Source organism: Fimbriimonadaceae bacterium (genome assembly GCA_023957775.1).
GTDB lineage: Bacteria > Armatimonadota > Fimbriimonadia > Fimbriimonadales > Fimbriimonadaceae > JAMLGR01.
The window spans coordinates 215,879-242,137 of sequence record JAMLGR010000001.1; the positions used below are offsets into that span (position 1 = coordinate 215,879).

The 26,259-nt window shown below is 64.2% G+C and carries 22 protein-coding genes; 11 read left to right on the plus strand and 11 right to left on the minus strand.

Translation table 11 applies throughout. The features are described from left to right. Positions 1 to 10: 10 nt before the first annotated feature. Both M9921_01020 and M9921_01025 read left to right on the plus strand, forming a co-directional pair. Positions 11 to 223 (plus strand): CsbD family protein, encoded by a 213-nt coding sequence (locus tag M9921_01020; protein MCO5295416.1) that lies wholly within the window; start codon positions 11 to 13, stop codon positions 221 to 223. A 7-nt stretch (positions 224 to 230) separates the two neighbouring features. Beyond that, on the plus strand, positions 231 to 404 hold the full coding sequence (locus tag M9921_01025; protein MCO5295417.1) for a hypothetical protein: 174 nt from the start codon (positions 231 to 233) through the stop codon (positions 402 to 404). On the opposite strand, the gene M9921_01030 is transcribed toward M9921_01025, so the two are convergent. Next, positions 401 to 1,249: a hypothetical protein gene (locus M9921_01030; GenBank protein MCO5295418.1), complete on the minus strand. Its 849-nt coding sequence runs from the start codon at positions 1,247 to 1,249 to the stop codon at positions 401 to 403. The genes M9921_01025 and M9921_01030 overlap by 4 nt on opposite strands. Positions 1,250 to 1,312: 63 nt before the next feature. Continuing rightward, on the minus strand, positions 1,313 to 1,513 hold the full coding sequence (locus M9921_01035) for a hypothetical protein (protein ID MCO5295419.1): 201 nt from the start codon (positions 1,511 to 1,513) through the stop codon (positions 1,313 to 1,315). 125 nt (positions 1,514 to 1,638) lie between these two features. On the opposite strand from M9921_01035, the gene obgE reads away from it, so the two are divergent. From obgE to M9921_01055, 4 genes are read left to right on the plus strand one after another with little or no spacing between them, the layout of a single operon-like run. After that, positions 1,639 to 2,907 carry a GTPase ObgE gene (gene obgE / locus M9921_01040; protein MCO5295420.1) on the plus strand — a complete coding sequence of 423 codons (1,269 nt, stop codon included), beginning with the start codon at positions 1,639 to 1,641 and terminating at the stop codon, positions 2,905 to 2,907. Next, complete coding sequence (gene nadD, locus M9921_01045; GenBank protein ID MCO5295421.1) at positions 2,904 to 3,491, plus strand: nicotinate-nucleotide adenylyltransferase; 588 nt, start codon at positions 2,904 to 2,906, stop codon at positions 3,489 to 3,491. Before obgE ends, nadD begins: the two co-directional genes overlap by 4 nt. 28 nt (positions 3,492 to 3,519) lie before the next feature. Continuing rightward, on the plus strand, positions 3,520 to 3,867 hold the full coding sequence (gene rsfS, locus M9921_01050; protein ID MCO5295422.1) for a ribosome silencing factor: 348 nt from the start codon (positions 3,520 to 3,522) through the stop codon (positions 3,865 to 3,867). Continuing rightward, positions 3,828 to 4,694, plus strand: a complete 867-nt coding sequence (locus M9921_01055) for a hypothetical protein (protein ID MCO5295423.1) — start codon at positions 3,828 to 3,830, stop codon at positions 4,692 to 4,694. The genes rsfS and M9921_01055 overlap by 40 nt, the downstream gene beginning before the upstream one ends. 49 nt (positions 4,695 to 4,743) lie before the next feature. Here M9921_01055 and M9921_01060 read toward each other — a convergent pair whose 3' ends face one another. The 3 genes from M9921_01060 to M9921_01070 form a co-directional block, all read right to left on the minus strand. Beyond that, positions 4,744 to 5,382, minus strand: a complete 639-nt coding sequence (locus M9921_01060) for a hypothetical protein (GenBank protein ID MCO5295424.1) — start codon at positions 5,380 to 5,382, stop codon at positions 4,744 to 4,746. 41 nt (positions 5,383 to 5,423) lie between these two features. After that, positions 5,424 to 6,080 carry a DNA repair protein RadC gene (gene radC, locus M9921_01065; protein ID MCO5295425.1) on the minus strand — a complete coding sequence of 219 codons (657 nt, stop codon included), beginning with the start codon at positions 6,078 to 6,080 and terminating at the stop codon, positions 5,424 to 5,426. A gap of 90 nt (positions 6,081 to 6,170) precedes the next feature. Beyond that, complete coding sequence (locus M9921_01070) at positions 6,171 to 7,547, minus strand: Gfo/Idh/MocA family oxidoreductase (GenBank protein ID MCO5295426.1); 1,377 nt, start codon at positions 7,545 to 7,547, stop codon at positions 6,171 to 6,173. A 49-nt stretch (positions 7,548 to 7,596) separates the two neighbouring features. On the opposite strand from M9921_01070, the gene M9921_01075 reads away from it, so the two are divergent. After that, on the plus strand, positions 7,597 to 8,727 hold the full coding sequence (locus M9921_01075; GenBank protein MCO5295427.1) for a hypothetical protein: 1,131 nt from the start codon (positions 7,597 to 7,599) through the stop codon (positions 8,725 to 8,727). Positions 8,728 to 8,779: 52 nt separating this feature from the next. Here the strand turns inward: M9921_01075 and ispG are convergent, their stop codons facing one another. Then, complete coding sequence (ispG, locus tag M9921_01080) at positions 8,780 to 9,979, minus strand: (E)-4-hydroxy-3-methylbut-2-enyl-diphosphate synthase (GenBank protein ID MCO5295428.1); 1,200 nt, start codon at positions 9,977 to 9,979, stop codon at positions 8,780 to 8,782. A 116-nt stretch (positions 9,980 to 10,095) separates the two neighbouring features. On the opposite strand from ispG, the gene fusA reads away from it, so the two are divergent. Further along, positions 10,096 to 12,168 (plus strand): elongation factor G, encoded by a 2,073-nt coding sequence (gene fusA, locus M9921_01085; protein ID MCO5295429.1) that lies wholly within the window; start codon positions 10,096 to 10,098, stop codon positions 12,166 to 12,168. An 86-nt stretch (positions 12,169 to 12,254) separates the two neighbouring features. On the opposite strand, the gene M9921_01090 is transcribed toward fusA, so the two are convergent. Further along, positions 12,255 to 13,049, minus strand: a complete 795-nt coding sequence (locus M9921_01090) for an HDOD domain-containing protein (protein MCO5295430.1) — start codon at positions 13,047 to 13,049, stop codon at positions 12,255 to 12,257. Between the two features lie 235 nt (positions 13,050 to 13,284). Between M9921_01090 and M9921_01095 the strand changes: the two genes are divergently transcribed. Together M9921_01095 and M9921_01100 are read left to right on the plus strand one after the other, a co-directional pair. Further along, a complete protein-coding gene (locus M9921_01095) occupies positions 13,285 to 14,343 on the plus strand; it encodes a J domain-containing protein (protein ID MCO5295431.1) in 1,059 nt (352 codons plus the stop codon). Continuing rightward, positions 14,340 to 14,747 (plus strand): helix-turn-helix transcriptional regulator, encoded by a 408-nt coding sequence (locus M9921_01100; protein ID MCO5295432.1) that lies wholly within the window; start codon positions 14,340 to 14,342, stop codon positions 14,745 to 14,747. Before M9921_01095 ends, M9921_01100 begins: the two co-directional genes overlap by 4 nt. Before the next feature lie 14 nt (positions 14,748 to 14,761). On the opposite strand, the gene M9921_01105 is transcribed toward M9921_01100, so the two are convergent. Beyond that, entirely contained in the window at positions 14,762 to 15,973 is a 1,212-nt protein-coding gene (locus M9921_01105; protein ID MCO5295433.1) for a DUF418 domain-containing protein, read from the minus strand. Positions 15,974 to 16,062: 89 nt separating this feature from the next. Here M9921_01105 and M9921_01110 point away from each other — a divergent pair, with 89 nt between their 5' ends. After that, complete coding sequence (locus tag M9921_01110; GenBank protein ID MCO5295434.1) at positions 16,063 to 16,911, plus strand: alpha/beta hydrolase; 849 nt, start codon at positions 16,063 to 16,065, stop codon at positions 16,909 to 16,911. Positions 16,912 to 16,969: 58 nt separating this feature from the next. Here the strand turns inward: M9921_01110 and M9921_01115 are convergent, their stop codons facing one another. The 3 genes from M9921_01115 to rpoB all read right to left on the minus strand — a co-directional run bounded on the left by M9921_01115 (position 16,970) and on the right by rpoB (position 26,151). Continuing rightward, the gene (locus M9921_01115) at positions 16,970 to 17,146 is read right to left on the minus strand and encodes a hypothetical protein (GenBank protein ID MCO5295435.1); all 177 of its coding nucleotides are present in this window, start codon (positions 17,144 to 17,146) and stop codon (positions 16,970 to 16,972) included. Between the two features lie 183 nt (positions 17,147 to 17,329). Then, positions 17,330 to 22,027: a DNA-directed RNA polymerase subunit beta' gene (gene rpoC / locus M9921_01120; GenBank protein MCO5295436.1), complete on the minus strand. Its 4,698-nt coding sequence runs from the start codon at positions 22,025 to 22,027 to the stop codon at positions 17,330 to 17,332. 104 nt (positions 22,028 to 22,131) lie between these two features. After that, entirely contained in the window at positions 22,132 to 26,151 is a 4,020-nt protein-coding gene (gene rpoB / locus M9921_01125) for a DNA-directed RNA polymerase subunit beta (protein ID MCO5295437.1), read from the minus strand. Positions 26,152 to 26,259 lie beyond the last annotated feature (108 nt).

Genomic DNA, 26,259 nt, shown 5'->3' on the forward strand with positions numbered 1-26,259 from the left:
AGGTCATTCAATGAACTGGAACACGATCGAAGGCAACTGGAAGCAACTCAACGGCCGAATCAAAGAGGCCTGGGGCAAGCTGACCGACGACGAGCTCGACATCATCGGCGGGAAGCGCGATCGGCTTGTGGGGAAGCTGCAAGAGCACTATGGTTGGGCGCAGGAAGAGGCCGAGAAGAAGGTCGACGAGTGGAGCGCGAAGCTCGAAAAAGCACGACGCTAACAAGGCCATGAACCCCGAAAACAAAGTCCTGAAGTTTGCCGGCCTCTCGCTCTTCCTGTTCGGCGCGCTGAGCGCGCTCGGCATCTGGAAGCAGAGTTGCCGGAAGACCAAGCGAGAAGAAAAGCTGGACAAGCGCCTGGAAGACTCGTTCCCGGCCAGCGATGCAACCGCCAAATACTAGTTTGGCAAGGTGGGGCTGACCGCCCGCAGCCCGAGCGCCTCGCGCATGGGTTCCCGAGCGACGGGATGCCCCACCCACCACTCGAACGAAATCGCGGCTTGCTCCGCGAGCAACTGACGTCCGTCGATCGCACGGAGACCCCGCATCCGGGCGTGGCGGAGGAACTCCGTCGCCACCCGCCGATAGACGAGATCGAGAACCGTCGCCCCGCGGGCGACGTGGGCCCACTCCAGCGGCGGCTGCTCGCCGGGCTTGGAGCCCAAAGGCGTGGCATTCACGATCAGGCGACAACCGGCGGGGTCCGGCGTCGGCATGAGTTCCACCTGCCCGTAACGCTGCATCATCGTCAAAAGCGGCCTTGCCCGAACGGCGTTCCGGTTCCAGAGGCGGACCTTCCAACCCGTCTGCATCAGGGCACCCACGACCGAGCGCGCACCAGGGCCCGCTCCGAGGATCAAGGCCGTACCCGCTTCGAAATCCCGCATCAATTCGGTGATCGCGGCCACCTCGGTGTTCTGAGCCCAAATCCCGTTCTCAAGCAGGAGCGTGTTCGCGACGCCCAAAGCCTGAGTGGAGACAAAGAACCGTTCGGCGACCATGGCGGCGTCGACCTTCAGAGCTCCCGAAACGCTGACGCCGCGCACGCCGATTGAGGCCAGGTGCCCTAGCGCCTCGCGAAACTCGTTCTTCGGAACCTCGATGTGCTCGAGATGCAAGGACAGACCCTCGTACCTCGCGCCTTCGCGGAACATCTGCAAGAGGGGTCCCACCTCGGGCTCAGGCCCCAACGCCGCGATCCGCAAATCGACGGGTCCAATTCCGACAAGTTCCTTCCAGTGCACCATCGAGGGGTATCCGTTAGAAGGCCGGCGTGGCCTCCAAGTTCCCCTACCATGCAAGGTTTGGGCCTAGCGGGAAGCAAAAGTCTGCGCCGCGACTTCCCGATCGACCTGCTCGGCCAACGCGTTGTTTTGGACGGCCATCCAGACGCAGAGGACGAGCACGATGGGAACCCACCACACCGACAGCGTTCGTTCGCGCGAAGCGGCCGCACAGGCCTCGGCGCCCACGGGGTGACTTTCCAACCAGGGTTGCTGCACTTGTTCCACGGCTATCTCCCGGGCCCCCGACGGGCCCCAACAAGCACTAGTATACACATGTCTACTATCCGTGTCAAGGGCATCGATTCGGATTCAAAGGACGGCTCCTTCCCTTCCCGGTACACTGGAAGTTCATGTTTCTCGACGAGGTCGTGGTGGAGTTCGTCTCGGGACGAGGCGGCTCGGGAGCGGCGACCTTTCATCGTGAGAAGTTCGTGCCCTACGGCGGGCCGAACGGATCCGATGGCGGGCGCGGCGGCAATGTGGTGCTGATCGCGGATCGGGCGAAGCGCACCCTTTACGACTTCAAGCTCAAGCGGCGTTTTCGGGCCGACGACGGGGAGCCCGCGCGCGGCAACAAGACCGGTCGGGACGCCCAAGACATCGAGATCCACGTGCCGGTCGGCACCCTCGTCACGAACGAGGAGACCGGCGAGCTGATGGCCGACCTCAGCGCCGACGGGATGCGTTTCGTGGTCGCCAAGGGTGGCAAAGGCGGGTACGGAAACCTCCACTACACCTCCAGCGTCCGTCAGGCGCCGACCATTTCCCAAAACGGCGCGCCGGGCGCGGAAGTGGTGGCGCGTCTCGAGCTCAAACTGCTGGCCGACGTCGGCCTGATCGGGCTGCCCAACGCCGGCAAGAGCACCCTGATCGCGCAGATCAGCGCGGCCAAGCCGAAGATCGCGGACTACCCGTTTACGACCATCGTGCCCAATCTCGGGGTCGTCTCCGTCGGCGACGAGACCTTCGTGGTGGCGGACATGCCTGGACTGATCGAAGGCGCCTCCGAGGGCCACGGGCTCGGCCACCAGTTTCTCAAGCACGTCGAACGGACGCGCGTCCTCGTGCACGTGGTCGACGCGTATCCGATCGACGGCACCGACCCCCTCGAGAACTTCGACCTGATCGAGCACGAGCTCGAGCTGTACTCGAAGGATCTGTTCGAACGCACTCGGATCGTCGCGCTCAACAAGATCGATCTCCTACCCCCCGACGCGGTCGACGAGCTTGTCCATGCGCTGCGGGAAAAAGCCATGGACGTCTATCCGATCTCCGCGGTCACCGGGCAAGGCGTGGAGCCGATGCTCTTCGAGGTTCTGCGGTTGCTCAACGAATCCGTGGAACCGGCGAACATCCCCGTTCTGGTCCCGTCTGGCGCGAACGACGACGACGAGGCTTGGGACGTGGAGGTTCGCGGCGACGGATACGCCGTGGTCGGCAAGCGCATCGAGCGACTCGTGGCAATGACCAAGCTCGACAACGACGAGTCCTTGCGCTACCTGCACCGCCGGCTGCAGCGGATCGGGGTGATCGGGCGGCTGCGGGATGCCGGCGCCGAGGACGGCGACACTGTTCGCGTGGGCGACTTCGAGTTCGCGTTCACCGAGGACACGCGATGAGGATCGGCGTCTTTGGCGGCACGTTCGACCCTCCGCACGCCGGGCACCTCGCCTTCGCGATGGCGGCCCGGGACCAGTTGGAGCTCGACGAGGTCCTTTGGATGCCTGCCAACCGGAATCCGGCCAAAGCGGGGCGCAAGCAAACACCGGCCCGGCAACGCCTCGAGATGGTCGGATTGCTCGTCGGCAAGTGCGAGGGGATGGCGGCCAGCGACCTCGAGATCTCCCGGGGAGGAGCGAGCTACGCGGTGGACACCTTGTCGGAGCTCATGCACGCCCAACCCGCCGAGTACTGGTTCCTCGTGGGGGCAGACGCCGTTCGCGAGCTTTCGACCTGGAAGCAGCCCAAGCGCCTGCTGCAACTTTGCCGCCTCGCCGTCGCGATGCGCCCGCCTCTCACGGGCGGGGACGTCCTTGCACGCGTCGATCCCGAGTTCCACTCCAAGATCGACTTCGTCACGCTGGCTGCGAACACGGCCGCGAGCACCGACATCCGGCGCCTGATCGCCACCGGAAAGCCCACGCTCGACCTCGATCCCGCCGTTGCGAGGTATATCGCACAACACAAGCTTTATCGAGATTAGATCTTTCTAAGCGATCCAGATCAACACCATGACCTCAGCAGAAAAAACCAAATCCATCATCCATTTCGTCGAAGACATGAAGGGTGAGCAGATCGAAACGTTGGATGTCCACGAGAAGACGTCGGTGGCCGATACGTTCATCGTTTGCAGCGGCACGAGCGACCGGCACGTCGCTTCGATCGCCGAGCGGGTGGCGGAACGCATGAAGAAGGAACACCAAGAGCCTCCGCTCCGCATCGAGGGAGACAACAGCGGGTGGGTTCTCCAAGACTACGGAGACGTCATCCTCCATGTGATGCGCGACGAGCAGCGACAGTTTTATGACCTGGAGACGCTATGGAAGATGATGCCACGCGACCCGAGTCTGGGGGTCTAGAGCCCGGTCTCGACCCGGCCGAGCGCCTCCGCCAACTCGAGGCCGAGATGCAGAGGCTCAAAGAGGCGCTCGGCGCCCAGGAAGCCGCCTCCGCCCCGAACCCCGACGAACCCGAATCTGAAGAGGCGGAAACGGAGCAAGATCCGGTGAAACTCGCGGAGGCGGAGGATCTTGTGCGACGTGCCATGGTCGCCAAAAGAAGGGGCCAGAAGGAGGAGGCCACTTCCCTGTTCAAAGCGGCGGAGGCGGTGGCCCCCCACGCTCCCGCCGTCCTCGAGGCGCTCGGAGACGATCTCTCCGAACGCGGGCAGACGAAACAGGCGATCGCGGTCTACGCGCGCGCCATCAAAGCGTCCCCTGGGAACATCGGCCTGGAACGCAAGCACGCGAACCTCGCGCTGCGCCTCTCCGGAGCGTTGACGGTGGAGGAGCAGCTCCGCAGCGGCCTCTCCGAGGGAGCTCCGGACAGCGTCGCCAGCGCGAAGGTCGCCGTGCTGCTCTCGGTCTTGATCCCCGGCCTTGGCCAGATGGTCACGAACCGCGTCGGTCTGGGAATCACGATGCTGGCACTGTGGATTTTCGGGTGGGTCCCCGCGCTCACGGTCACCGATGCCGCCGGCCACCGCGCCTTCAGCAACCTGCCCGGCATGTTGATGGGTCGCAGCGGAGCCGACGTTCCGGTGCTGGTCCTACTCGGAGTCGGGGTGGCCGTTCTCGTCCACCTCTCCTCGATCGCCGAGGCCAGCATGCACGTCCCCAAGGGCACGAAGGGCCGCAGACAGCCCGTGGATCGCCCCAAACCTCCGGTGGACCTCCCCTTCGAGTAGGCCTGGTCGGACACGCCCGTCGAGCGGGCGTCGCACCTTCTCCCGGCAGCTACTTCCCCAAGGCTTCGCGCGTCTTTCGCAGCTCTTCGACGAGCGCTTGCTGGGACACCGTGGCCGTCAGATCGCTCCGCGTCCTTTCGATGACCGCCCTGAGCGCATCGCACGTCCTTCGCAGCCCGCCCGTCATTGAGTCCGGGAAGTCGAACGTGATCAGCTCGTCGTAAATCCCCTCCATGAGACCCAGGATGCGCTCGGCCTCGGCGTGGTGGCCGGACCGCATCTCGTCGAGCGCGTAGCGCCGCACCTCGCTGGCGGCTTCCCCCATTCCGTTCAGATAGGCCATCGGCGTGGCGCCCAAATCCTCGGGCTTGGGAAACGGGCGACCGTGGACGATCGCCAACACGGCCGCCGCCTCGACCATCTCCTTCTCCGCATCCGGCAAGTACCCCGCGTGGTACAGCCCCTGATGCGGGCGCAGGGCCTCCCGGGCGGACTCGGCCATGGCCTTGGCCTCGGCCAGCAGGGCCTCCGCCTCGTCGAATTGGTGCCGGTGCACGTGGCGGATGCATTTGGAGGAGAGCTGAATCAGCTTGCGGCACCGCGTCAACCCGGCCTCCCGTGCCTCGTGCATGCCTTGGGCGTGCTCCCTCAGCGACTCGACGATCTGCTCCCAGCCGGTGGAATCCATGGCTGATTATCTCCGGTTCCCTCCATCGGACGCTCGGCTGCCTACATCAGGCCCCGCGAACGAAGGCTCACCCAATCGGGATCGCCCAAGATCACGTGGTCGTGGACCGGGATGTCGAGCGAGCTGCCGACGTCCACGAGCCGCGCCGTCACCTCCAGGTCCTCCGGAGAGGGCGTCGGGTCGCCGCTCGGGTGGTTGTGGACGACCACAAGGCTCGAAGCGCCCTCCCTCACGGCCTCGCGGAACACTTCGCGTGGCCCCACCACGGACATCGTGAGCGTGCCGATGTGGATCGTGGAGATCTTGAGAATCCGGTTTTTTGCGTCGAGAAGCACCGCGACGAAGTGCTCGCGCTTTTCGCTTCGGAGGTGCTCGAGGCGCGCGACCACGTCTTCGGGTCTTGAAACGGAGTCCGGAATCCCCCGGCCACCTCCCGCGGCCCGCCGGCCGAGTTCAAGGAGCGCCTGGTTGCGAAGGGACTCGAACGGCTCCAGGCCCGTCAGCTCGCGGACTTCGTCGGCACCCGCGTCCGAGAGCCGCGCCAGAGGCTCGTACCGCTTGAGGAGCCGGCGTCCGACCTCTTCCGAGACGTCGGTCTCCCTCCGCGCAAAGGCCACGGCGAGCAGATCCACCGTCGTGGAAGCGCGGCAACCCGCCGCCCGCACGCGTTCGAGAGCACCCAAGGTACGTCCATCCATAAGAGGTACCTTCGACGCACGCAAGCGCCTTCCTCCAAGAACGAAGGCCCAAGGCCAAAGCCCCAAGGCCCAAAGCCCAAGGCCCAAGGCCTAACCTACGATGCCGAGAGGCTTCATCGACTTCCACTTCCCACGCGTGAAGTCCGGGAAGTCCATCGAGCGTCCCCGGTGGGCGACCGACGCCTCGCTGAGGGGGCCGACCGAGGACCAGGTGGCCGCGTCGTACACGTCCTGGTCGAGGGGCTCGCCGTTGCGCAGGCAGTAGACGATCCGCCACAGCATCACAAAGTCCATCCCGCCATGGCCGCCCGCCTTCACGGCTTCTTCGCCAACGCGGTTCCACAGGGGGTGCTCGTACTGGTCGTAGAGAGCCTTCAAGTCGTCGCCCTCGCTCCAGTCTTCGGTCGTCTTGGTCTTCCCCTCGATCACGCAACGGTCCGGAAAGCCGCCCCAGGCTCCGGCCGTGCCCTGGATGAAATTGAGCCGCGAGTACGGTCTGGGAAGCTGCTCGTCCCACTGGATCATCAGAGTCCTGCCCAAGACCGTCTTGGCGATCGACGTGTTGAGATCGCCGCAGACGAACTTCTGCTTCCGGCGGATGCTTCCCTCGGGAAAATTCTTCTCCGCGTAGAGGGCGCGCGAACGCGACGGGCAGCTCACCGAGCACAGGAAGTCGAGCCGGTCCCCGCGGTTGATGTTCATGTACTGGGCCACGGGGCCGAGTCCATGCGTGGGGTAGAGGTTGCCGTTGCGTTTCGTGTAGTGCGTCGTGCGCCAGGAGCCCGTGCCCCGCTCGATCTCGTGCATCTGTCCGCGAAGGTCGTGGATGTACGCGGCTTCGCCGTGGAGGAGCTCGCCGAACACGCCTTGGCGGCACATGTTCAGCACCATGAGCTCTTCACGCCCGTAGTTGACGTTCTCCATCATCATGCAGTGCCGCTGCGTCTTCTCGGCGGTGTCCACCAGTTTCCAACAGTCTTCAATCGTGTACGCCGCAGGCACCTCGGTGAACGCGTGCTTTCCGCGCTCCATGGCCCCGACGGCCATCCGGACATGCTCCTCCCAAGGCGTGGCGATGATCACCATGTCGATATCGTCGCGATCGAGCATCCGCTTGAAGTCGTCCGGGCCCTTGGTGTAGGCGGCGGGTTCGGGGCGTCCCTTGTCCACGCAGCGCTTCACGCTGCGCATGCAGGTGGGTTCTTGCGTGTCGCAGATCGCCTTGATCTCGACTCCGTCCATCAGCAGCATCTGCGCGACGTGCCCGCTGCCGCGCGCGCCCACGCCGATGAACGCTGCGCGCACCGTATCGAGTTTGGGGGCATTGAACCCCGCCACCGAACGCCCTTGGGGCGCGGGCGCACCGGGTTGGGACGTGCCTTTGGCGGCGAGGCCGCCGACGGCAACCGTGGCGCCCGCGGCGCCCACGGTCTTAAGAAATTCGCGACGATCGATCTTGTTGGACATGGGTGGTTTGAGTATATCCGCGGGCGAATTGCAAGGTCATACTGAGTTCGTGGCCACGGCCGGATCGATCGAAGGTAAGTCCAAAGAGGCGCGGGGACTCCACTCAGACGGCTTCGCACTCGCGTTCGCCTTCGCCGTTCTCCTCTTTGGGCTCGCAAGCAGCTCCATTTCTAGGCCCCCGAGGGCAGATATTCACCGTGACCTCTCAATCGGCGGCGGGTTGGCCGCCATCGTCCTCGCCTTGCTCACGGCCCGTCCAAGAAGCCGCGAATGGGTCAGCACCATCACACTGCTCCTCGCCGTTGCCGGACTATGGGGGCAATTCGACAACTACCTGGCGAACTACACTGACTATCCTTGGCTCTTTCTCGTGCCAGCACTCCTGTTCTGCACCTTCGGATCCTTGCTGAGGGGTCTCCGAGTAACCGCAACCCTGATGGCACTGATCTTTGTCGCTTGGTTTGGGCCCATCTTGGTGCCTGAAAGGACGGATCTCCCGCTCTCGCAGCGTGAAGGCGACACTGTGGCAACCCTCCGATCGCTCGCCGGGAAGACAGTGATCGAACTCCGAGGACCCGCCGATCGAGACATCGCCGAGATCTTCAACCTCGACACGGTCGACCTCCAGGGACAAGTCGGACCGTTGATCCATTTGGACCTCAAGGGTCGGAGATTCCACATTGAACCGACGGCTCGAAACGTTGTCGTGCTGAGCCCACTCGACGCTCCGAGTTGGGTGCGCAGCATCGGGATTCGCCTGCAGGTTGCGCGATGGCCATCCCAGTCAGCCGTCTCCTTGGAGGTGCCTGCGCCCGGCTCTGGGACGCCAAAACCGCGGGAGGTTCACGAGCAAGGAGGAGGCCTCCAGCTGGCAATTCGAGACGTCCGCATAAGCGAGACGACAAACAGATTGCCCCCGATTCCCTGCATTGCCCTCACGGCAACGACGGGCGGCCTACCCTACGGTGGTTGGCGCGCGCGCAGTCTACGCATTCGAGATCAGGAGGGTCACCTCCTCGAAGGCAACGCTGGAATGGTGATCGGGAAGCACGGGGGCGCGGACGTGTCAATCGAAATCGCACCGATTCCCCGCAATTTGAAGTCCCTCCGGTTCGACCTCTACTCGGACGAGCAACTCGAAGCGGCCACTGTCGCGTTCTCATTTGACAGGGCCCCCTAGGCCTCGTCGAGGCACGCCCGTCGAGCGGGCGTGGCACCCCTCCCATACACGGTTAGTCCCGCATGGGGAGTCCGGTCAGCTGCTTCGGGGCGGCATCCCCGGGCTCTTCCCAAACGCCCTCGGCCTTGAGCAGCGCGATGAGCTCCGCGACCCCCTCTTCCTGAGGGATGTTGTTCTTGACCACCTCGTGGCCCCTGTAGAGCGCGATCTTGCCGCCGGCCTGCCCCACGTAGCCGTAGTCGGCGTCCGCCATCTCGCCCGGGCCGTTCACGATGCAGCCCATCACGGCGATGTCGAGACCGCTCAGGTGGCCCGTGGCCTCCTTGACCTTGCGGAACACGCTCGGAAGGTCGAACTTCGTCCGCCCGCACGAGGGGCACGCGATGAACTCGGTCTTGGTGCGGCGCAGCCCCGTGGCCTGCAGGATGTCGTAGCACACCGAAATCTCGTTCAACGGGTCCTCGGCCAGAGAGACCCGGATCGTGTCGCCGATCCCTTCGTTGAGCAGCGTGGCGATCCCCGCGGTGGATTTGACGCGCGCGTACTGGCCGTCACCGGCCTCGGTCACACCCAGGTGGAGCGGGTAGTCGCTTCGTGAAGCGAACAACCGGTTGGCGGCGAGCATGATGGGTACGCGGCTGGCCTTGAGGGACACCACGATCTCCCGGAAATCGTGCTTCTCGCACAGGCGGATGTACTCGAGGGCGCTCTCCACCATGCCTTCGGGCGTGTCGCCCCACGTCACGAGCATGCGTTCGGCCAGCGAGCCGTGGTTCACGCCGACGCGCATCGCCGTTCCGTGCCGCTTGCACGCCTCGATCACCGGCACGAGGTTGGTCTCGATCGCCTCCAGCTCTTCCCGGTGCTCCTGTTCCGAGTACTCGACGGAGCGCTGGACCCGCTTGTTGAAGACGAACAGCCCCGGGTTGATGCGGACCTTGTCCACGTGCTTCGCCACCTCGACGGCGATCTGCGAGCCTTGGTGGTGCACGTCGGCCACGAGCGCCACGCCCGGCGTCCGTGCGCGAATCTCCTCCAGGCAACGGGCTTCGTTCAGGTTCGGGGTGGTCACTCGGACGATCTCGCACCCCACGGCGTGCAAAGCGAGAATCTGTTCGACGCACGCGCCGATGTTGCGGGTCTCCTCGGTGACCATCGATTGCACGATCACGGGATGTCCGCCGCCGATCGTGTGCGGCCCGACGCGGACGGCTCGGGTGGCGCGTCGCGGATAGTTCGACTCGAGGCTCATACGGCTCCCATTGTGACAGGTGGGGCGGCTCCAGAGGCTAAACTAGGACGGGTTCCGGCAGGACCCCGCCCATCGCGGGACGAACTGGAGAACCTATTCCCTATCGGAGGATCTGAGTGAAGCAGTACAGCGCGGACAAGATACGCAACATCGCCATTGTCGGACACGGCGGAGCGGGCAAAACCATGCTCGTGGAGCACCTGCTCTACACCGCCGGAGCGACCGAGCGCGTGGGGTCCGTGGACGGCGGAAACACGCAGAGCGACTTCGATCCGCTGGAAATCCGCCGAAAGATCAGCCTGTCCGCGAGCGTGGTGCCCCTGGAGTGGAACGACACGAAGATCAACCTCATCGACGTTCCCGGCTACCCCGATTTCATCGGCGACCTGCACGGGGTCGCACGCGTCGTCGAATCCATGATCATCGTGTGCGAGGCCAAGTCCGACCTCGACGTGGGCTTCGAACTCGCGTGGGAGGTCGCCGAGCAGTACGGCTTGGCCCGGTGCATCTTCGTCAACAAGCTGGAGCGGGACAACGCCGACTTCGACGGGCTGATGAACACGCTCCACACGATGTACGGCAAGAAGGTCGTCTCCACCCAGATTCCCATCGGCCACCAGGCCGCGTTCAGCGGCGTGCTCGACCTGCTGAACATGAAGGTGTACAAGGGCCAGGACCGGGGCACCCAGGTCGAAGACGCCCCTGCCGGCTACAAGGAAGAGGCCGCCAAGCGCCGCGAGAAGATGATGGATGCGGCCGCCGAGGGCGACGACGAGTTGATGCTCAAGTATCTCGAGGGCGAAGCGCTCACGACCGAGGAGATCGAGCACGGCCTGCTGGTGGGCGTCGAGACCGGCAAAGTCGTGCCGGTCCTGATCGGGTCCGCACAGACCGGCATCGGTGTGGCGACGCTCCTCGACCGAATCGTCGCAGAGCTTCCCTCCCCCGACGAGTTGCCCAAAGAGATCGACGGCAAGAAGCTGACGCCCGATCCCAAAGGCCCGCTCGCCGCGTTCATTTTCAAGAGCACGGCCGACCCCTACGTCGGCAAGATCAGCTACGCCCGTGTCTTCAGCGGCACGATCAAGGCCGACGACCACGTGCTGAACATGAACACGGGTCAAGACGAGCGCCTGCACAATCTCTTCTATCCGCACGGCAAGGGTCAGGAGCCCGCCACCGAGGTGGTGGCAGGCGACATTTGTGCCATCGCCAAGCTCCAGGACACGCACACCGGAGACACCCTCAGCACCTCGAAGGACAAGATTCAACTCCCCCCGCTGGAGTTTCCCGAACCGATCTACCGCATTGCCATCAAGCCGGCCACCAAGGCCGACGAGGACAAACTGGGCGCCTCGATGCAAAAGTTGCTCGAGGAGGATCCCACGTTCCGCTACACGCGCGATCCCGTGCTGCATCAGGAGTTGCTCGAAGGGATGGGCGACATCCACCTTGAGACCGTCATCGAGAAGCTGAAGTCGAAGTTCGGCGTGACCGTGACCACCGAGGAGGCCAAGGTTCCGTACCTCGAGACCATCCGCAACGGTGCGAAAGCCCAGGGGCGGCACAAGAGGCAGACCGGCGGCAAGGGACAGTTCGGCGACTGCTGGCTCGAACTCGAACCTCTGGCGCGCGGCGAGGGCTTCCAGTTCGAAAACAAGGTCGTGGGCGGCGCGATTCCCAAGAACTTCATCCCAGCGGTTGAGAAGGGCGTGCGCGAGGCCATGGACCACGGATTCCTCGCGGGCTATCCCGTCGTGGACATCCGCGCCACGGTGTACGACGGCAGCTACCACGACGTGGACTCGAGCGAAATGGCGTTCAAGACCGCGGGCGCGATCGCGTTCCGGGCGGCCGCGCAGTCTGCGAACCCCGTGGTGCTCGAACCGGTGCTGAACGTCGAAGTCGACGTGCCCGACGAGTATGTGGGCGATGTCGTGGGAGACTTGAACGGCCGCCGTGGAAGGCTCCAAGGCATGGACGCGAGCGCTCCTGGCAAGCAGCGCGTCAACGCGCAGGTGCCGATGGCGACCATGACCCGGTACGCCCTGGATCTCAGGTCGATCACCAAGGGCCGCGGCCGGTTCTCACAAAGCCTTTCGCACTACGACGAGCTGCCGCACAACGAGCAGCAGAGTCTGGTCGAAGAGTACGAGCGGCAGAAGGCCGCCCACGAGAGCGAGCACTAGTCCGAGTTTAGGTTGGCAAGGCGGGTGAAACGGACGGTGCCACGCCCGCCCGACCGGGCGTGCCCGCGTGAGCCAAATGCCAGCGTCTAGGCCGCCGAGTCCAGGTTGAAGGCGGCCTCGTTTTTGGCGACCTCGGCCTGGACCACGGTGCGAATCACGGCGAGCTGCTCGTCCGGCATCCCCAAAAACGCTTGCGCCATGGGGTCCATGACCATCTCGACCCCAGGTGCTTGGTTCTCATAGCCACACTGATGGGCGAGCGTGTTGGCTGCCGAGACCAGCATCGACGCCTCCTGATGCTTGTCGTCGGCGATGGGGTTGAGGTGGAACTGGATCGCGTGCCGGATGCGCTCGCCCAAACGGAAGCGTTCGGCCATGAGACCGCTCACCTGCGCCTCGTGGAAACCCACGACCTGTTCGAGGATGTCGCACAGGGGTTTCCCCTGCTCCTGGGCGCCTATGATCGCCCGATCCAACTCCGCCGGGCAGAAACGGTCCACGATCATCAACCCCATGTCGTGCATCAACCCCGCGGTGTACGCCTCCTCGGCAAGAGCCGGCGCCTTCATCCGCGCCAAAACCCGCGCGGCGAGTGCCACGGCCAGACTGTGCTTCCAAAACTCCACCTTCGAGAAACGCTGCGAACGGCTGCGACCCGACGAGAAGTTCTGGAACCCGATGCTCACCACCAGACTCCGCACGGTGTTGAGGCCCAACATCGTCACCGCGCGTCCCACGCTGGCAATCGGCTGGCTCGAGTACGCCGCCGAGTTCGAGACCCTCAAGATCTTCCCCGCGATGCTCGCGTCCCGCTCCAGGATGCCTTCCAGCATCCTCGGGCTCGAGGACGGATCGTCGATCGTGTTGAGAACCTCGGTCACCACAGAGGACAACACAGGCAAGTTCTCTGTGCGCGACATCGATAGGGAGAGACTCTCAAGATCCACGTGAGAATTGTTGGCAGAGCGTGGCGATGTCTGGGCTGGTAAATCTACGAGTCGCGCCCGAACAGAACGCCCCTGTCTGGCCCGGGCCAAAGGAACCAGTCGATCCACCTGAGCGTTGTATACTCATGTAATTGAGCATAGAGGCTTCATGGCAAAAGATTACTACGCAATGCTCGGAGTGCCCAAGTCAGCGGATGAGAAGGAGATCAAATCCGCGTACCGCAAGCTTGCCCGCAAGTACCACCCGGACGTCAATCCGAACGACAAGGCCGCCGAGGGCAAGTTCAAGGAGATCAGCGAAGCCTACGAGGTCCTGAGCGACCCCGAGAAGAAGAAGCTGTACGACAAGTTCGGGTCGAACTGGGAGCACGCCCAGCACTTCACGGGAGGAGGCCAACCCCAAGGGGAAGGCGCCCATTTCGAAGCCACCTACGGTGCCCCTGGCGGGTTCGAGAGCATCTTCGAGCAGTTCTTCGCCAACATGGGCCACGAGCAGGGCCAGCCTGGCGTGCGCGCCACGCCGAGCCGCGACGTCGAGAAGGTCGTCGAGCTCTCGCTCGAAGAGATCGACTCCGGCACCAAGCGCACGCTGACGTACCAGTCCCCCGACGCCTGCAAGTCCTGCGATGGCTTGGGTGTCGTCACCCGCAACACCGCCCAGAAGTGCCCCGCCTGCAAGGGCGCAGGGCGCGTGAAGACCGTTTTCGGCATGTCGCAACCATGTCAGGCGTGCGGCGGCTCCGGCGAGCTGCGCGTGGAGACGTGCCCCACATGCAAAGGCGCGGGAACAGTGGCCACCACCAAGACCGTCGAGGTGAAGATCCCCGCCGGCATCTCTGAAGGCAAGAAGCTGCGCGTCCCGGGCAAGGGCGTGGTCGGCACCGGCGGAAGAGCCGGCGACCTCTACGTCGTCATCAAGGAGAAGCCGCACGCCAAGTTCCGCCGGGCGGGCGAGAACCTCGAAGTCGACGTGGATGTCCCCTTCACCGTTGCCGCCCTGGGCGGTGAGATCAAGGTGCCGACGCTGCGTTCCACCGTCTCCATGAAGATTCCGGAAGGCACCCAGAGCGGGCAGATGTTCCGCCTCGCCTCCCAAGGCATCGCCAAACTCGGAGGCACGCGCGGCAACCTGATGGCCCGGATCAAGATCACGGTGCCGAAGAGCCCGACCCAAGAACAGCGCAAGCTTCTCGAGCAACTCGCCAACCTGGAGAAGAGCAAGGTATGACCGGAGACAAGCAACCTGTCTACATGATCGGCGTGGCCGCGCAGCTTTGCGGCGTGCACCCTCAAACCCTTCGCCAATACGAGCGTCTGGGCCTTGTGGTCCCGGCACGGGCCGGCGCCAAGAACCGGCTCTACTGCGAGGCCGACATCCGCAAAGTGCGGCGCATCCAGCGCCTCACCCAGGAGATGGGCGTCAACCTCGCGGGAGTCGAGGTGATCCTCCGCCTCCTCGACGAGATCGAGGAGATCCGCAACGATCTCGAGCAGCAGATGATCGAGTACGTCAAAGACGCCGAGCGCCGCATTCAAGACATGGCGGCGAACTCCTCGATGCCGATCCGCAAGGACGAATCGCTGCTCCCCGTTCCAAACATTCGGCTCCGCTCCAAGAATCTCGATCTGTAGAGGCCGCGGGCACCCTACGGGGACTTCAGAAGAGGGAGACGTCTGCCTTCTGTCAGCGAGCGCCACAGCCACTCGATCGGACCCAGATTGAAGAATCGCAGCCATACGGCGGCAAACACGAGGTCGACGCCCCAAACGCCAAGCACGATCTTCATCTGCTCGACTCGGTCCACGCTTCCAAACATCCCCAATCCCCAGGAGTAGAACACAAACGTGCACGCCACGGTCTGGAGGAGGTAAGCGCTCAGGGCCACTCGCCCAACGGCGGAAACCGCTCGCACAACGCCTGGAAGCCTCCCCGACTCGACCCACATCGCCCCGAGGACCAGGTACCCGAGGCTGAGAATGGGCCCGAAGAACAGCTCCCAGGGCAAGGTGGCGAAGTAGTTGAACGGCAACGGACGAAGGGCCAACGCGAGGGCGTTCAGCGCCAATCCGCCCCCCAATCCCACCAGCAACACCCGGCCGCGCGCCATGGCGTGGGCCCCGGGCTTGAAAAGAAACCCGCTTCGGCCCCAAAGCACTCCCAGACAAAACAGCGGCAGCAGGAACGGCAACATGAGCACCACCGCGGGTCCTCCCGAGCCGGCGAAGACCGTGGCGCGCTGAGCCAACTGCTCGCTGTAGCTCCCCGCCGCAAAGGTCGCCACCTCGGCAGCAGGCGACATCGCTCCGGCGCTCCAAGTTTTGGGCAACGCCCTCATCCCCTCGCTCCACATGGCGACGGCTCCCAAGAAGGCACCCGCCGATGCGAGGAGCGCCAGCGCCGCGCCTGCCACGATCACCCGGCGCAGATTGCGCTCCGAAGCCGTGGCGAGAAAACAAGCAACCGCCGCGGTGCCCGAGTAGATCCAGAGGATGTCCCCGTACCACAGGAACAGGCCGTGGGCCAACCCCAGCAGCGCAAGGTACCCGGTGCGCTTCAAATAGCCCCAAGGCCAAGCGTTGGGGACGGACCTTCGCTTCTCGTACTGCATCCAGATGCCGATCCCGAACAAGACGGCCAGCATCGATCGGAACTTGCCGGTCACCAAAAAGAGCTTGACGACCTCGATCCACTTCTCGACGCTTGTCGGCTCCGACAAGGGGAGGGCCGTACTGAACAAGGGACCGGAAGGCTCGGCGAACGCCGCGATGTTCGCGGGCAAGATGCCCAAAATGGCGATCCCGCGAAGGAAATCCAAGGCCTGGATGCGACCATGGACCGTAGGGGCGACCGCCTGCATACCCCGCAAGTGTAGTGCCCCACCCCGGCGCTTGGCAAGGCCCCCGCCGCAACGTCCAGTCGCCACGGCTCGTCTGTTTAATCATGCTCTTGGCGCCGCTGCTCCTGCTTCTCGCTCCGGTCGTGTCCGATAGGGGAATCGTCTACTCCCATGCAGGAGGCGAATCGCTGGAAATGGACATCCACCGGCCCGCAACTGTGGAGGGAGCCCTTCCCTGCGTCGTGGTCATCCACGGAGGGTCCTGGATCGGTGGCAAACGCGAGGACATGGATGCCCTGGCCAAGGCCCTGGCCGAGAAGGGCCTGGTGGCGGCGAACATCACCTACCGGCTCGCCAAGGCGCCGCAATTCCACCGCTGGCCCGCGATGCTCGACGATGCCCAAACCGCGGTCCGCTTCCTTCGCGCCAATGCGGCCAAATACCACGTGGATCCGATGCGCATGGGCTCCGCCGGCGCCAGCGCGGGAGGCCACCTCGCGCTGTTCCTGGGGTGCCGCGACACGCGCGATCCCGACCCGAAGGAGTACCCCGAAGTCTCAAGCCGGGTGTCGGCCGTCCTCGACCTGTTCGGCCCCACCGACATGACTCAGGACTACCCGCGCAACGTGGCGATCGACTTTCTGTACCAGACCGTTCTGGGCAAGCCGAGGGACAAGGCGGAGGCGGAGATTCGCGATGCGAGCCCCCTTCTGTTCATCGACAAGCGCTCGGCTCCCGTGTTTATCGTGCAAGGGCTCGTGGACCCTCTTGTGAACCCCCATCAGAGCCAGATGCTGGAAGCCAAGCTCAAGGAGATGGGCATCGGGGTTGAGGCGAGGTATGTCGAGGGCATGGGGCACGGAGGCGACCCGAACGACCCCAAGATCGGTGAAGCCTATGCGGCCGGCATCGACTGGATCGCCAAGGAACTTCTCGCCTCCCGCAGAAAGGCTGCCTAACGAAAAAAAGAAGAGCCTCCCTTCGAAGAAGGGCGGGGGCTCCAGGGCCTTTCCGAAGCTAGATGAACCCGATGCGATCGCGCCCGGCGCCGTCTGCGTGCCCCGATGAGTCGGGAGCGCACGCATATCCGAGAGCCAGGAGTTCGTCGGTGTCGAGCGTTTGCGCCACCTCCACACTCAACGCGTTCCGTGGCTCCGCTTTGGGTTCCCCGCTCGGCAAGACGAGTTCTCGCACTTGGATCCTTGACAATTCCTTGTCCACACTCTTTTGACGCAAACAATCCGGGACTTCGTTTGCCGGTTATCGAAGAATCTGCTCCCAATGGGCCTTCCGACCTGAAAAAACCAAGATTATCCCAGGGTGAAGCACATGAAAAAGGGCGCCCGCCGCCGTGGCGGACGCCCTTTCTTGGCGAGGCTACTCCTCGTCCGTCTCACTCTCGGCCGCGGCCATGTCGGCCAGCGACGGGAACGCGAGCGACGAGCTGCCTTCCCCGATGTCGTCTCCCGCCTCGACCAGAGCCGTGAGCGACTGCTCGGCCCAGGCCGGACCGCGCTGCACGTCCACCGCTACGTCGCGGTACGACTTGACGCCGGTTCCGCTTGGGATGAGGCGCCCGATGATCACGTTCTCCTTCAGACCGACGAGCTGATCCTTCTTTCCGCGCACCGCGGCCTCGGTGAGCACGCGGGTCGTCTTCTGGAACGACGCGGCCGAGAGGAACGAGTCGGTGGCGAGCGACGCCTCGGTGATGCCGAGGAGAATCCACGTCGCCGTGGCTTCCTTGGGATCGCGCTCGATGTTGTCCCCGGTGATCGGGTCCACATACTTGATCTTCTTGCCCGCCTGGATCAGCTGTTGCACCCGGTCGTTCTCGCGCTGGAACGCGAACCGGTCCACGATCTGGCCCGGAAGGAACGGCGTGTCGCCCGGCTCCTTGATCTGCCGCTTGCGCAGCATCTGCCGGATGATGACCTCGATGTGCTTGTCGTTGATGTCGACGCCCTGGGCTTTGTAGACGCTCTGCAGGTTCTCGACGAAGTAGTCGTACACCGCAGACGCACCCGCAAGCTCCAACACCTCGTGCGGATCGCGCGGACCTTCGGTGAGGGGGTCGCCCTTGATGATCTTGCCGCCCTTGGTCACCGGCAGCTTTCCGAGCGGCGGCACCAGGATCGGATAGAAGATCGCCACCTTGTCGATGTCGTGCTTGCGGAGCGCCGTCACCGTGGCGGTCGTGAGCTTCTGGCCGTAGAGCTTCTCCAGGCCCGCATCGATCGTCCCGTCCGTGCCCGGCTCCCAAGGCTGCACGTCGTTGAGGTACGCGTCCTTGATCGGTCCGGTCAGCGGCACGGTGGCTTCGATGATGATCCATCGCCCGTAGGACGATTCCTGGATCGCCCGGACCACACCCGTGACCGGGCAGATGATCGCCTTTCCTCGGGGCTGGCGCCGAGCCTCGAAGATCTCCTCGACGCGGACGATGCCGCTCGATTCACCCGTCCAAGCGTAGAAGAAGGTCTTGCGCGAGCGCTCCCAGAGCTTCTTCGATTCGTTGTCGGCTTTCTCGAGCAGCTTCTGGGCGGCCTTGGTCTGCCGTTCGGTCTTCTTCTTGGCCTTTGGATCCTCTTCGTCGATCGTGAGCAGGTCCTTGTCCTTGAAGAAGGACTTGACGACGCTCTCCTGGGACTCGAGCAGCTTCGTGGGATCGAACTGCTTCATGTCCGTGTCGGTCGCGAGGGCGAAGTCCTCCATGAACTGGCGGATGAACTTACCGGTCTTGTACTGGTTCGTACGCGCGATGGTCGCCGAACCCGCGACGCCTCCGGTATGGAACGTCCGCATCGTGAGCTGCGTGCCGGGTTCGCCGATCGACTGTGCGGCGATGATGCCCACTGCAACGCCGACTTCGACGAGGCGGCTCGTCGAGAGGTCGATGCCGTAGCAGCGCGAGCAGATGCCGAGCTCGCGATCGCACGTGAGAGGCGAACGAATGATCGCGCCCAGATCGCCGTGCTCGTTCTGCGAGAATCCGCACGCGATGTACTTGTCGGCCAGTTTGGCCCGCTCCTCTTCGGAGGTGAGCTCTGCCAGCGCCTGCGCGTACCGATTCTCGATCTTTGTGACGGCTTGAGCCTGTTCGCGCGTGATGATCTCGCCCGCGGTCACCACCTCTTCGCCGGTTTCGGGATCCACCATCGTGCCGATGGCTACCCGACCGAACATGCGGTCGCCGATCGGTTCGATGACCTCGCCCTCGTCGACGATGCGGTGGACGAAGATCCCTTCGCTCGTTCCGCAGTCGTGCGCCCGGATGATCACGTCTTGCGAGACGTCCACCAGGCGCCGGGTGAGGTAGCCCGCGTCCGCCGTGCGGAGCGCCGTGTCGGCCAAGCCTTTGCGGGCGCCGTGCGTCGTCACGAAGTACTCGAGCATGCTCAGTCCCTTGTGGAACGAGTTCTTGACCGGCAGCTCGTAGATGACCTCGTTGAACTGGTTGAACATGAGGCCGCGCATGCCGGCGAGCTGGGCAAGCTGCTTCACGCTGCCTCGGGCGCCGGACACGGTGATGATCGACAGCGGGTTGAACTGCGTCAGGCCCGCGACGATCTCCCGACCGATCTCGTCGTACGTCTCTGTCCAGAGGCGGATCAGGCTCAGCGTCATCTCGTTGTACGTGAGCATGCCGCGCCGGAACTGCTGGGCGATCTTCGTCGAACGGTCGTCCGCCGACTGGATGATCTCCTCGCGGCGCTCCGGCGGATCCATGTCCGTGATCGCGACGCTGAGGCCGTACTTGGTGGCCCACGTGAAGCCCATGTCCTTCATGTCGTCCAGCAGGCGGATCGTGCCTTCCATCCCCACGCGGCGATGGCAGACCATGATCATGTCGGCCAGGCTCTTCTTGTCCAGTTCGCGCTGAAGGAACTCGTCGCTGTGCTTCAGCGGATACGGCAGGATGTTGTTGAACACCAGTTGGCCGGGCGTGCACTTGACGATGATCGACTCCCACTCCTGGTCGAGCGCCTGCAGCTGCCGCTGCTCTTCGCCCTCCTCGTCGGTCGTCGTTTCGAACACGTACTCCACGCCGGTGACCGGGTCGCGGTGATCGACCTCCTTGTCGGGTCGGAACACGGGCCGCTGAATCCGCACGCGGACGGGCTCGTTCAGGTGGAGGTGCTCTTCGATTCCGGGCGCATCGAGGAGGAAGATCACCTCTTCGGGTCCCGAGTAGACGCGCGGCGCCGGGTTCTTTTCGGGATCCTTGGCGTGCTTGGCTTCGATCTCTTCGATCTTCGCCTTGCCTTCCCGGCTCACGAACGTGAGCGCGTACGAGCCGAGGATGATGTCCTGCACGGGCGCCATCGTCGGGCGGCCGTCCGCCGCGGAGAACAGGTTCTGCGTCGAGAGCATCAGCACGCGGGCTTCGGCCTGCGCCATGGTGCTCAGAGGCACGTGAACGGCCATCTGGTCGCCGTCGAAGTCCGCGTTGTACGCGTGGCACACCAGCGGGTGGACCTGGATGGCCTTGCCGTCCACCAGGATCGGCTCGAACGCCTGGATGCCGAGCCGGTGCAGCGTCGGAGCGCGGTTGAGGAGCACCGGGTGCTCCTTGATGACCTCTTCGAGGCCGTCCCACACCGCGGGGTGCATCCGGTCGATCATGCGCTTCGCCGTCTTGATGTTCTGCGTGATCTTCTTCTCGACCAGCGTCTTCATCACGAACGGCTTGAACAGCTCGAGCGCCATCTCCTTGGGCAGGCCGCACTGGTGCAGCTTGAGGTGCGGACCGACCACGATGACCGAGCGGCCCGAGTAGTCCACGCGCTTTCCAAGCAGGTTCTTCCGGAACCGCCCCTCTTTGCCCTTGAGCATGTCGCTCAGGGACTTCAGCGGGCGGCTGTTCGAGCCGACCACCGGGCGGGCGCGCCGGCCGTTGTCGATGAGCGCGTCCACGGCCTCCTGGAGGAGTCGCTTCTCATGGTTGATGATCGATTCCGGCGCGTGGATCTCGATGATCTTCTTCAGCCGGTTGTTGCGGTTGATGATGCGGCGGTAGAGGTCGTTGAGGTCCGACGTGGCAAACCGTCCGCCGTCGAGCTGGACCATGGGCCGCAGTTCGGGGCTGATGACGGGAATGACGTCGAGGATCATCGCTCCGGGTTCGCTGCGCGAGTTCAAGAGGGCTTCGGTGATCTCCAGCCGCTTGATGGCGCGGGCGCGCCGCGTGCTGGTGGTCATGATGATCTCTTGGCGCAGCTCGCGGGCGAGCCGGTCGAGGTCGACCCGGCCCAGAAGCTCCTTGATCGCCTCCGCGCCGATGTTGGCCCGCACGAGGACGCGCAGGTCGTCGTTCATCCGGAAGCCGACGGAGTCGAGCATCTTGCTGACCGCGCGGTACTTGTCCTCGTCGATGAGTTGGTTGCGCTCGAGCTTGCCGAGGATCTCGACCGCGAGGTCGAGGTCCTTCAGGCGATCGTCCGCGTCCCGGTATTCGGCGCGAATCCGGTCGTTGACGGCCTTCGAGCGCTCTTTGACGTAGGTGTCGTCGTACTCGTCCCGGTTCTCGTCGAGTTCGGCGGCGAAACGCTGCAGGCTCTCCTCTTCCAGCTCGCGCATCTGCGCCATGAGCCCGGCCTTCTCGATCTCGACCGACTGCCGGATGCCGGGCAGCTTGTCCGCGATGGCGTCCGCATCGATGTCGATGATGATGAACGACGCGAAGTAGATGACCTTCTCGAGCAGGCGCGGGGAGATGTCGAGCAGCATCGAGAGCGGCGAGGGAACGCCCTTGAGGTACCAGATGTGGCACACGGGAGCGGCAAGGTCCACGTGGCCCATGCGCTCGCGGCGCACCTTGCTTCGGGTGACCTCGACGCCGCAGCGCTCGCAGGTGATCCCCTTGTACTTGATCTTCTTATAGCGGCCGCACGCGCACTCCCAGTCCTTCACCGGACCGAAGATGCGCTCGCAGAACAAGCCGTCCCGCTCGGGCTTGAACGTGCGGTAGTTGATCGTTTCGGGCTTCTTGATCTCGCCGTGCGACCAGTTTCGGATCTCCTGGTTGCTGGCAATCCCGATTCGGATTTTGTCGAACAGGCTGACATCTGCCATTCGCTTTTCTCTATCTCCTCAGTTCGCTGGAACACTCCAGCCAAGGCGTCGCGTTGAGAACCTGCCGCAAGGAAGTGCGCCTCCTCCTGCGGCAGGGACTCGATTTAGTTGAAGAACCCGACCGAACGGGCGAGGCGCATATCGTCGCCTCCTCCCAGTTCGTCCAGATCCTTGAGCGGAATCTCTTTGTTCGCCGCGTCCTCCACGGTGACCCGAAGGCACAGCGATCGCAGTTCGTTGACCAAGATCTTGAAGGACTCGGGAATGCCGGGCTCGGCCAACGTCTCGCCCTTGACGATGGACTCGTACGCTTTCACGCGTCCGGTCACGTCGTCGGACTTGATCGTCAGCAGCTCCTGAAGCGTGTACGCCGCGCCGTACGCCTCGAGCGCCCACACTTCCATCTCGCCGAATCGCTGGCCTCCGAACTGCGCCTTTCCACCCAACGGCTGCTGGGTGACGAGCGAGTACGGGCCGATCGATCGCGCGTGGATCTTCTCGTCCGCGAGGTGCTCGAGTTTCAGCATGTAGATGGCGCCCACCGTGATCGGGTTTGGCACCCGGTCGCCGGTTTTGCCGTCGTACACGTCCGACTTGCAGCTCGCCGGGTCGATCCCCGCGCGGCGGAGCGCGTTCTCCTCGATGCGCTTCACCGCGGCCTCGTACACCTCGTTCGCGGCCTTGGCCGGGGCGCCCATCTCGTCGGGCAGCTCTTCGGGGACCCACGTTTCGGGGTCGGCGTCCAGCAGGGCTTGCACGCTTTTCGCCGGCGGCGTGCCCACGATGCGCAGGGCGCGTTCCAGGTGCTCCTGGTCGAGTTCGCGCAACCGTGCGTCGATCTGGGAAAGCATCTCTTCGACCGTCGCGTCCTTCTCGAACGGGATCCGAAGACCCAGCTCCAGATTGGCGTACGCTCCCAGCACCTGACGCCGCATCGAGGTCGCCAGCCGCTCCATCTCTTCGAGCACCTCGTGCTCGGTGGCCCCCTCGAACGCGGGAACCACGTACCGGACGCCGAGGTTCTTCCCGGCATAACCGAGGTGGGTCTCGAGAATCTGGCCGATGTTCATGCGGCTTGGAACGCCGAGCGGGTTCAGGATGATGTCCACGGGCGTGCCGTCCGCCAGGTAAGGCATGTCCTCCACGGAGACGATGCGCGAAATGACGCCCTTGTTCCCGTGGCGGCCGGCCATCTTGTCGCCGACCATCAGCTTGCGCTTCTGGGCGATGTAGACCTGGACCGTCATGTTCGTCCCAGCCGGCAGCTCGTCCCCGGGGATCTGCAGCAGCGGCTCTTCGGTGCGGTCGCAAACGAGGCGATCGCGCTTCTTGGACTCCTTGTAGACGTGGTTGATGCTCGGGCTGAGGTACTTGTACCTGCTGAACACCTTGACGTCCACGACGGTGCCCTTTTCACCGTGCGGCAGCCGGAGCGAAACGTCGCGCGTCTCCTCCGCCTTCTTGCCGAAGATCGCGATGATCAGCCGCTCTTCGGCGGTCATCTCGACCTGGCCTTTGGGAGCGACCTTGCCGACGAGGATGTCCTCGGGCCGTACTTCGGCGCCGATGCGGATGATGCCGTTCTCGTCGAGGTCCTTGAGGGCCTCTTCACCCACGTTGGGGATGTCGCGCGTGATCTCCTCCGGCCCGAGCTTCGTGTCCACGGCCTCGGTCTCGTGACGCTCGATGTGGATCGACGTGTAGACGTCGTCCTTCACCATGCGCTCGGAGATGATGATCGCGTCCTCGTAGTTGTAGCCGCCCCACGGCATGAACGCGACGAGCACGTTCTTGCCAAGCGCGAGGTCGGCCTGATCGCAGCACGGGCCGTCCGCAAGCGGATCGCCCTTGAGCACGCGCTGCCCGGGGACCACGATCGGGCGCTGCGTGAAGCACGTCGATTTGTTCGACTGCACCATGTGCATCAGCGGGTAGTGGTCCAGCGTCTCCTCGTCGATCCGAACGACGATCTCGGTCGAGGTGACCGACTCGACGGTTCCGTCGCGGGATGCGACGACCGCGGCGCCCGAGTCGACCGCCGCGGTGCGCTCGTAACCCGTTCCGACGATCGGCCGCTCCGACCGAAGCAGGGGCACGGCCTGGCGCTGCATGTTCGCGCCCATCAGCGCACGGTTCGCGTCGTCGTTCTCGAGGAAGGGGATCAAGGCCGTGGCGACCGAGATGATCTGCACGGGCGAAACGTCCATGAACTGGACCGCCGCGCGCGCCACGATAGGATAGGCCGCGCCGCCGACGTCGCCGCCGGCGCATCGCACCTGGATGCGATCCTCGAGGATGCGCGCGTGGTCGTCCGTCAACGTGTCCGCCGGAGCGACGAGCTGACCCGTCTCCTCCTGCGCCGTAAGGTAAACGATCTCATCGGTGACCACGCCGTCCACCACCCGCCGGTACGGCGTCATGATGAAGCCGAACTCGTCCACGCGGGCGTGGGTCGTGAGCTGCGAGATCAACCCGATGTTCGGTCCTTCCGGAGTCTCGATGGGGCAGATGCGGCCGTAGTGGGAGCGGTGCACGTCGCGCACTTCGAGCTTGGCGCTGGTTCGCTGGAGGCCACCCGGTCCAAGGCTGGAAAGGCGCCGCTTGTTGGTCAGCTCGCTCAGCGGGTTCGTCTGGTCCATGAACGTGCTGAGCTGGTTGGAGCTGAAGAAGCTCTTGATCGACGCGCTCACGGGCTTGACGCTGAGGATGATGCCCGGAAGCAGGTTGTCCTGGTCGGTGCTGGTCATCCGCTCGCGGGCGACCTTCTCCATCCGGACGAATCCGAGTCGAAGCTGGCTCTGGAGCAGCTCGCCGACGCTGCGCACGCGCTTGTTCTTCAGATCGTCGATGTCGTCGCGCTCCGCATCGCGGCTCAGATACGGCCGCATCGCGAACAGGACGCCCGAAAGGTCCTCGGACGTGAGGTTCCGGACGCCCAGCGGGACGTCGTACCCCAGCTTCTGGTTGAGGAACCGACGGCCAACCTTGCCCAGGTCGTACCGCTTCACATCGAAGAACAGCCCGTAGATCAGCTGCTTGGCCGCCTCCTCGTTGGCCGACTCGCCCGGGCGAAGCCGCTTGTAGATGTCGAGGATGGCTTCCCGAGTCGTGGAGGTGGGGTCCTGATCGAGCGTCGATTCGACGAGGCTGAGCACGTCGAGCACGCGCAGCGACTTGAGCTCCATCGACTCGATCTTCTTCGCCGTCTCGGGCTCGATCCGCTCGAGCCGCTTGATCACGACGCTCTTGCCGTCGGTATCGAGCAGATCCTCGAGCATGCGCTTGCCTGCAAGCTCCTCCGCGGTCGGCGGCGCGAGCTCGACGACCTTGCCGAACGTGAACAGGATCTCCTCGTTGGTCGAAAGGAGCGTGTCCACGAGCACCTTCGAGCCGCGAAGCTCCTCGGGCACCCCGGCGATCACCTCGTCGGTGATCAGGGTTCCGGCCTCGACAAGCACCTCGCCCGTCTCGGGGTCCGCCAACGGATCGACCAGACGCCGATGCGTGGCCGACTCGAGCGGCAACGTGACCTGAACGCGGCCGCGGTCGAAACCGTGCAGGGCCTTGATCAACTGCGTGAGCGGCAGCTTCTTGGTCTGGCTGATCTGCGTCCGGACGACGCCGTTCGCGTCGGATTCGACCTCGAGCCACGGACCCTCGTTCGGGATGATGCGGGCCGAAACGACGACCTGCATCGAACTGTCAACACCCTCCTCGAAGTAGAGGCCCGGCGATCGGGAGAGCTGCGACACGATGACGCGCTCCCGCCCGTTGATGATGAACGTCCCCTTGTCCGTCATCAGTGGCAGATCGCCCAGGTAGACCTCCGACTCGATCACCTCGCGATCCTTGCCGCCGAAGCGGACGATCGCCTTGATGGGCGCCTCGAAGGTCATGTCGCGATCGCGACACTCCTGGAGTGAGTATTTCGGCTCGCTCAGGGTGAAACTGACGAGTTCGATGTAGTTGGTCTGCGTGAAGTCCCAGATGGGAGAGAACGTTTTGAAGAGTTCGGGAAGTCCTTCTTCCAGAAACCACTTGTAACTGTTAAGCTGAAGTTCAATAAGATTGGGTGCCTCGAGGAACCGGCCGATTCTCTTCGAGGACGGTTGGATTACTCTCATCCAGGCCTCCGGACAGGTTTGCGCGAACTTATATCGTACCGAATTCGGCGTCGAAAGTCAATGCTGCGTCGCATCTTTGAGGTTTTCCCAACGCCGCGCCGCGCGCAG

What these genes read in the sequence shown, in the direction of transcription:
- ispG (MCO5295428.1), bottom strand. Translation starts at nt 9,979, where the DNA reads ATGAGCCTCGAGTCGAACTATCCGCGACGCGCCACCCGAGCCGTCCGC.
- radC (MCO5295425.1), bottom strand. Translation starts at nt 6,080, where the DNA reads ATGGATGGACGTACCTTGGGTGCTCTCGAACGCGTGCGGGCGGCGGGT.
- rpoB (MCO5295437.1), bottom strand. Translation starts at nt 26,151, where the DNA reads ATGAGAGTAATCCAACCGTCCTCGAAGAGAATCGGCCGGTTCCTCGAG.
- obgE (MCO5295420.1), top strand. Translation starts at nt 1,639, where the DNA reads ATGTTTCTCGACGAGGTCGTGGTGGAGTTCGTCTCGGGACGAGGCGGC.
- M9921_01020 (MCO5295416.1), top strand. Translation starts at nt 11, where the DNA reads ATGAACTGGAACACGATCGAAGGCAACTGGAAGCAACTCAACGGCCGA.
- M9921_01055 (MCO5295423.1), top strand. Translation starts at nt 3,828, where the DNA reads ATGGAAGATGATGCCACGCGACCCGAGTCTGGGGGTCTAGAGCCCGGT.
- M9921_01100 (MCO5295432.1), top strand. Translation starts at nt 14,340, where the DNA reads ATGACCGGAGACAAGCAACCTGTCTACATGATCGGCGTGGCCGCGCAG.
- M9921_01070 (MCO5295426.1), bottom strand. Translation starts at nt 7,547, where the DNA reads ATGTCCAACAAGATCGATCGTCGCGAATTTCTTAAGACCGTGGGCGCC.
- M9921_01095 (MCO5295431.1), top strand. Translation starts at nt 13,285, where the DNA reads ATGCTCGGAGTGCCCAAGTCAGCGGATGAGAAGGAGATCAAATCCGCG.
- M9921_01105 (MCO5295433.1), bottom strand. Translation starts at nt 15,973, where the DNA reads ATGCAGGCGGTCGCCCCTACGGTCCATGGTCGCATCCAGGCCTTGGAT.
- rsfS (MCO5295422.1), top strand. Translation starts at nt 3,520, where the DNA reads ATGACCTCAGCAGAAAAAACCAAATCCATCATCCATTTCGTCGAAGAC.
- M9921_01025 (MCO5295417.1), top strand. Translation starts at nt 231, where the DNA reads ATGAACCCCGAAAACAAAGTCCTGAAGTTTGCCGGCCTCTCGCTCTTC.
- M9921_01060 (MCO5295424.1), bottom strand. Translation starts at nt 5,382, where the DNA reads ATGGATTCCACCGGCTGGGAGCAGATCGTCGAGTCGCTGAGGGAGCAC.
- M9921_01030 (MCO5295418.1), bottom strand. Translation starts at nt 1,249, where the DNA reads ATGGTGCACTGGAAGGAACTTGTCGGAATTGGACCCGTCGATTTGCGG.
- nadD (MCO5295421.1), top strand. Translation starts at nt 2,904, where the DNA reads ATGAGGATCGGCGTCTTTGGCGGCACGTTCGACCCTCCGCACGCCGGG.
- rpoC (MCO5295436.1), bottom strand. Translation starts at nt 22,027, where the DNA reads ATGGCAGATGTCAGCCTGTTCGACAAAATCCGAATCGGGATTGCCAGC.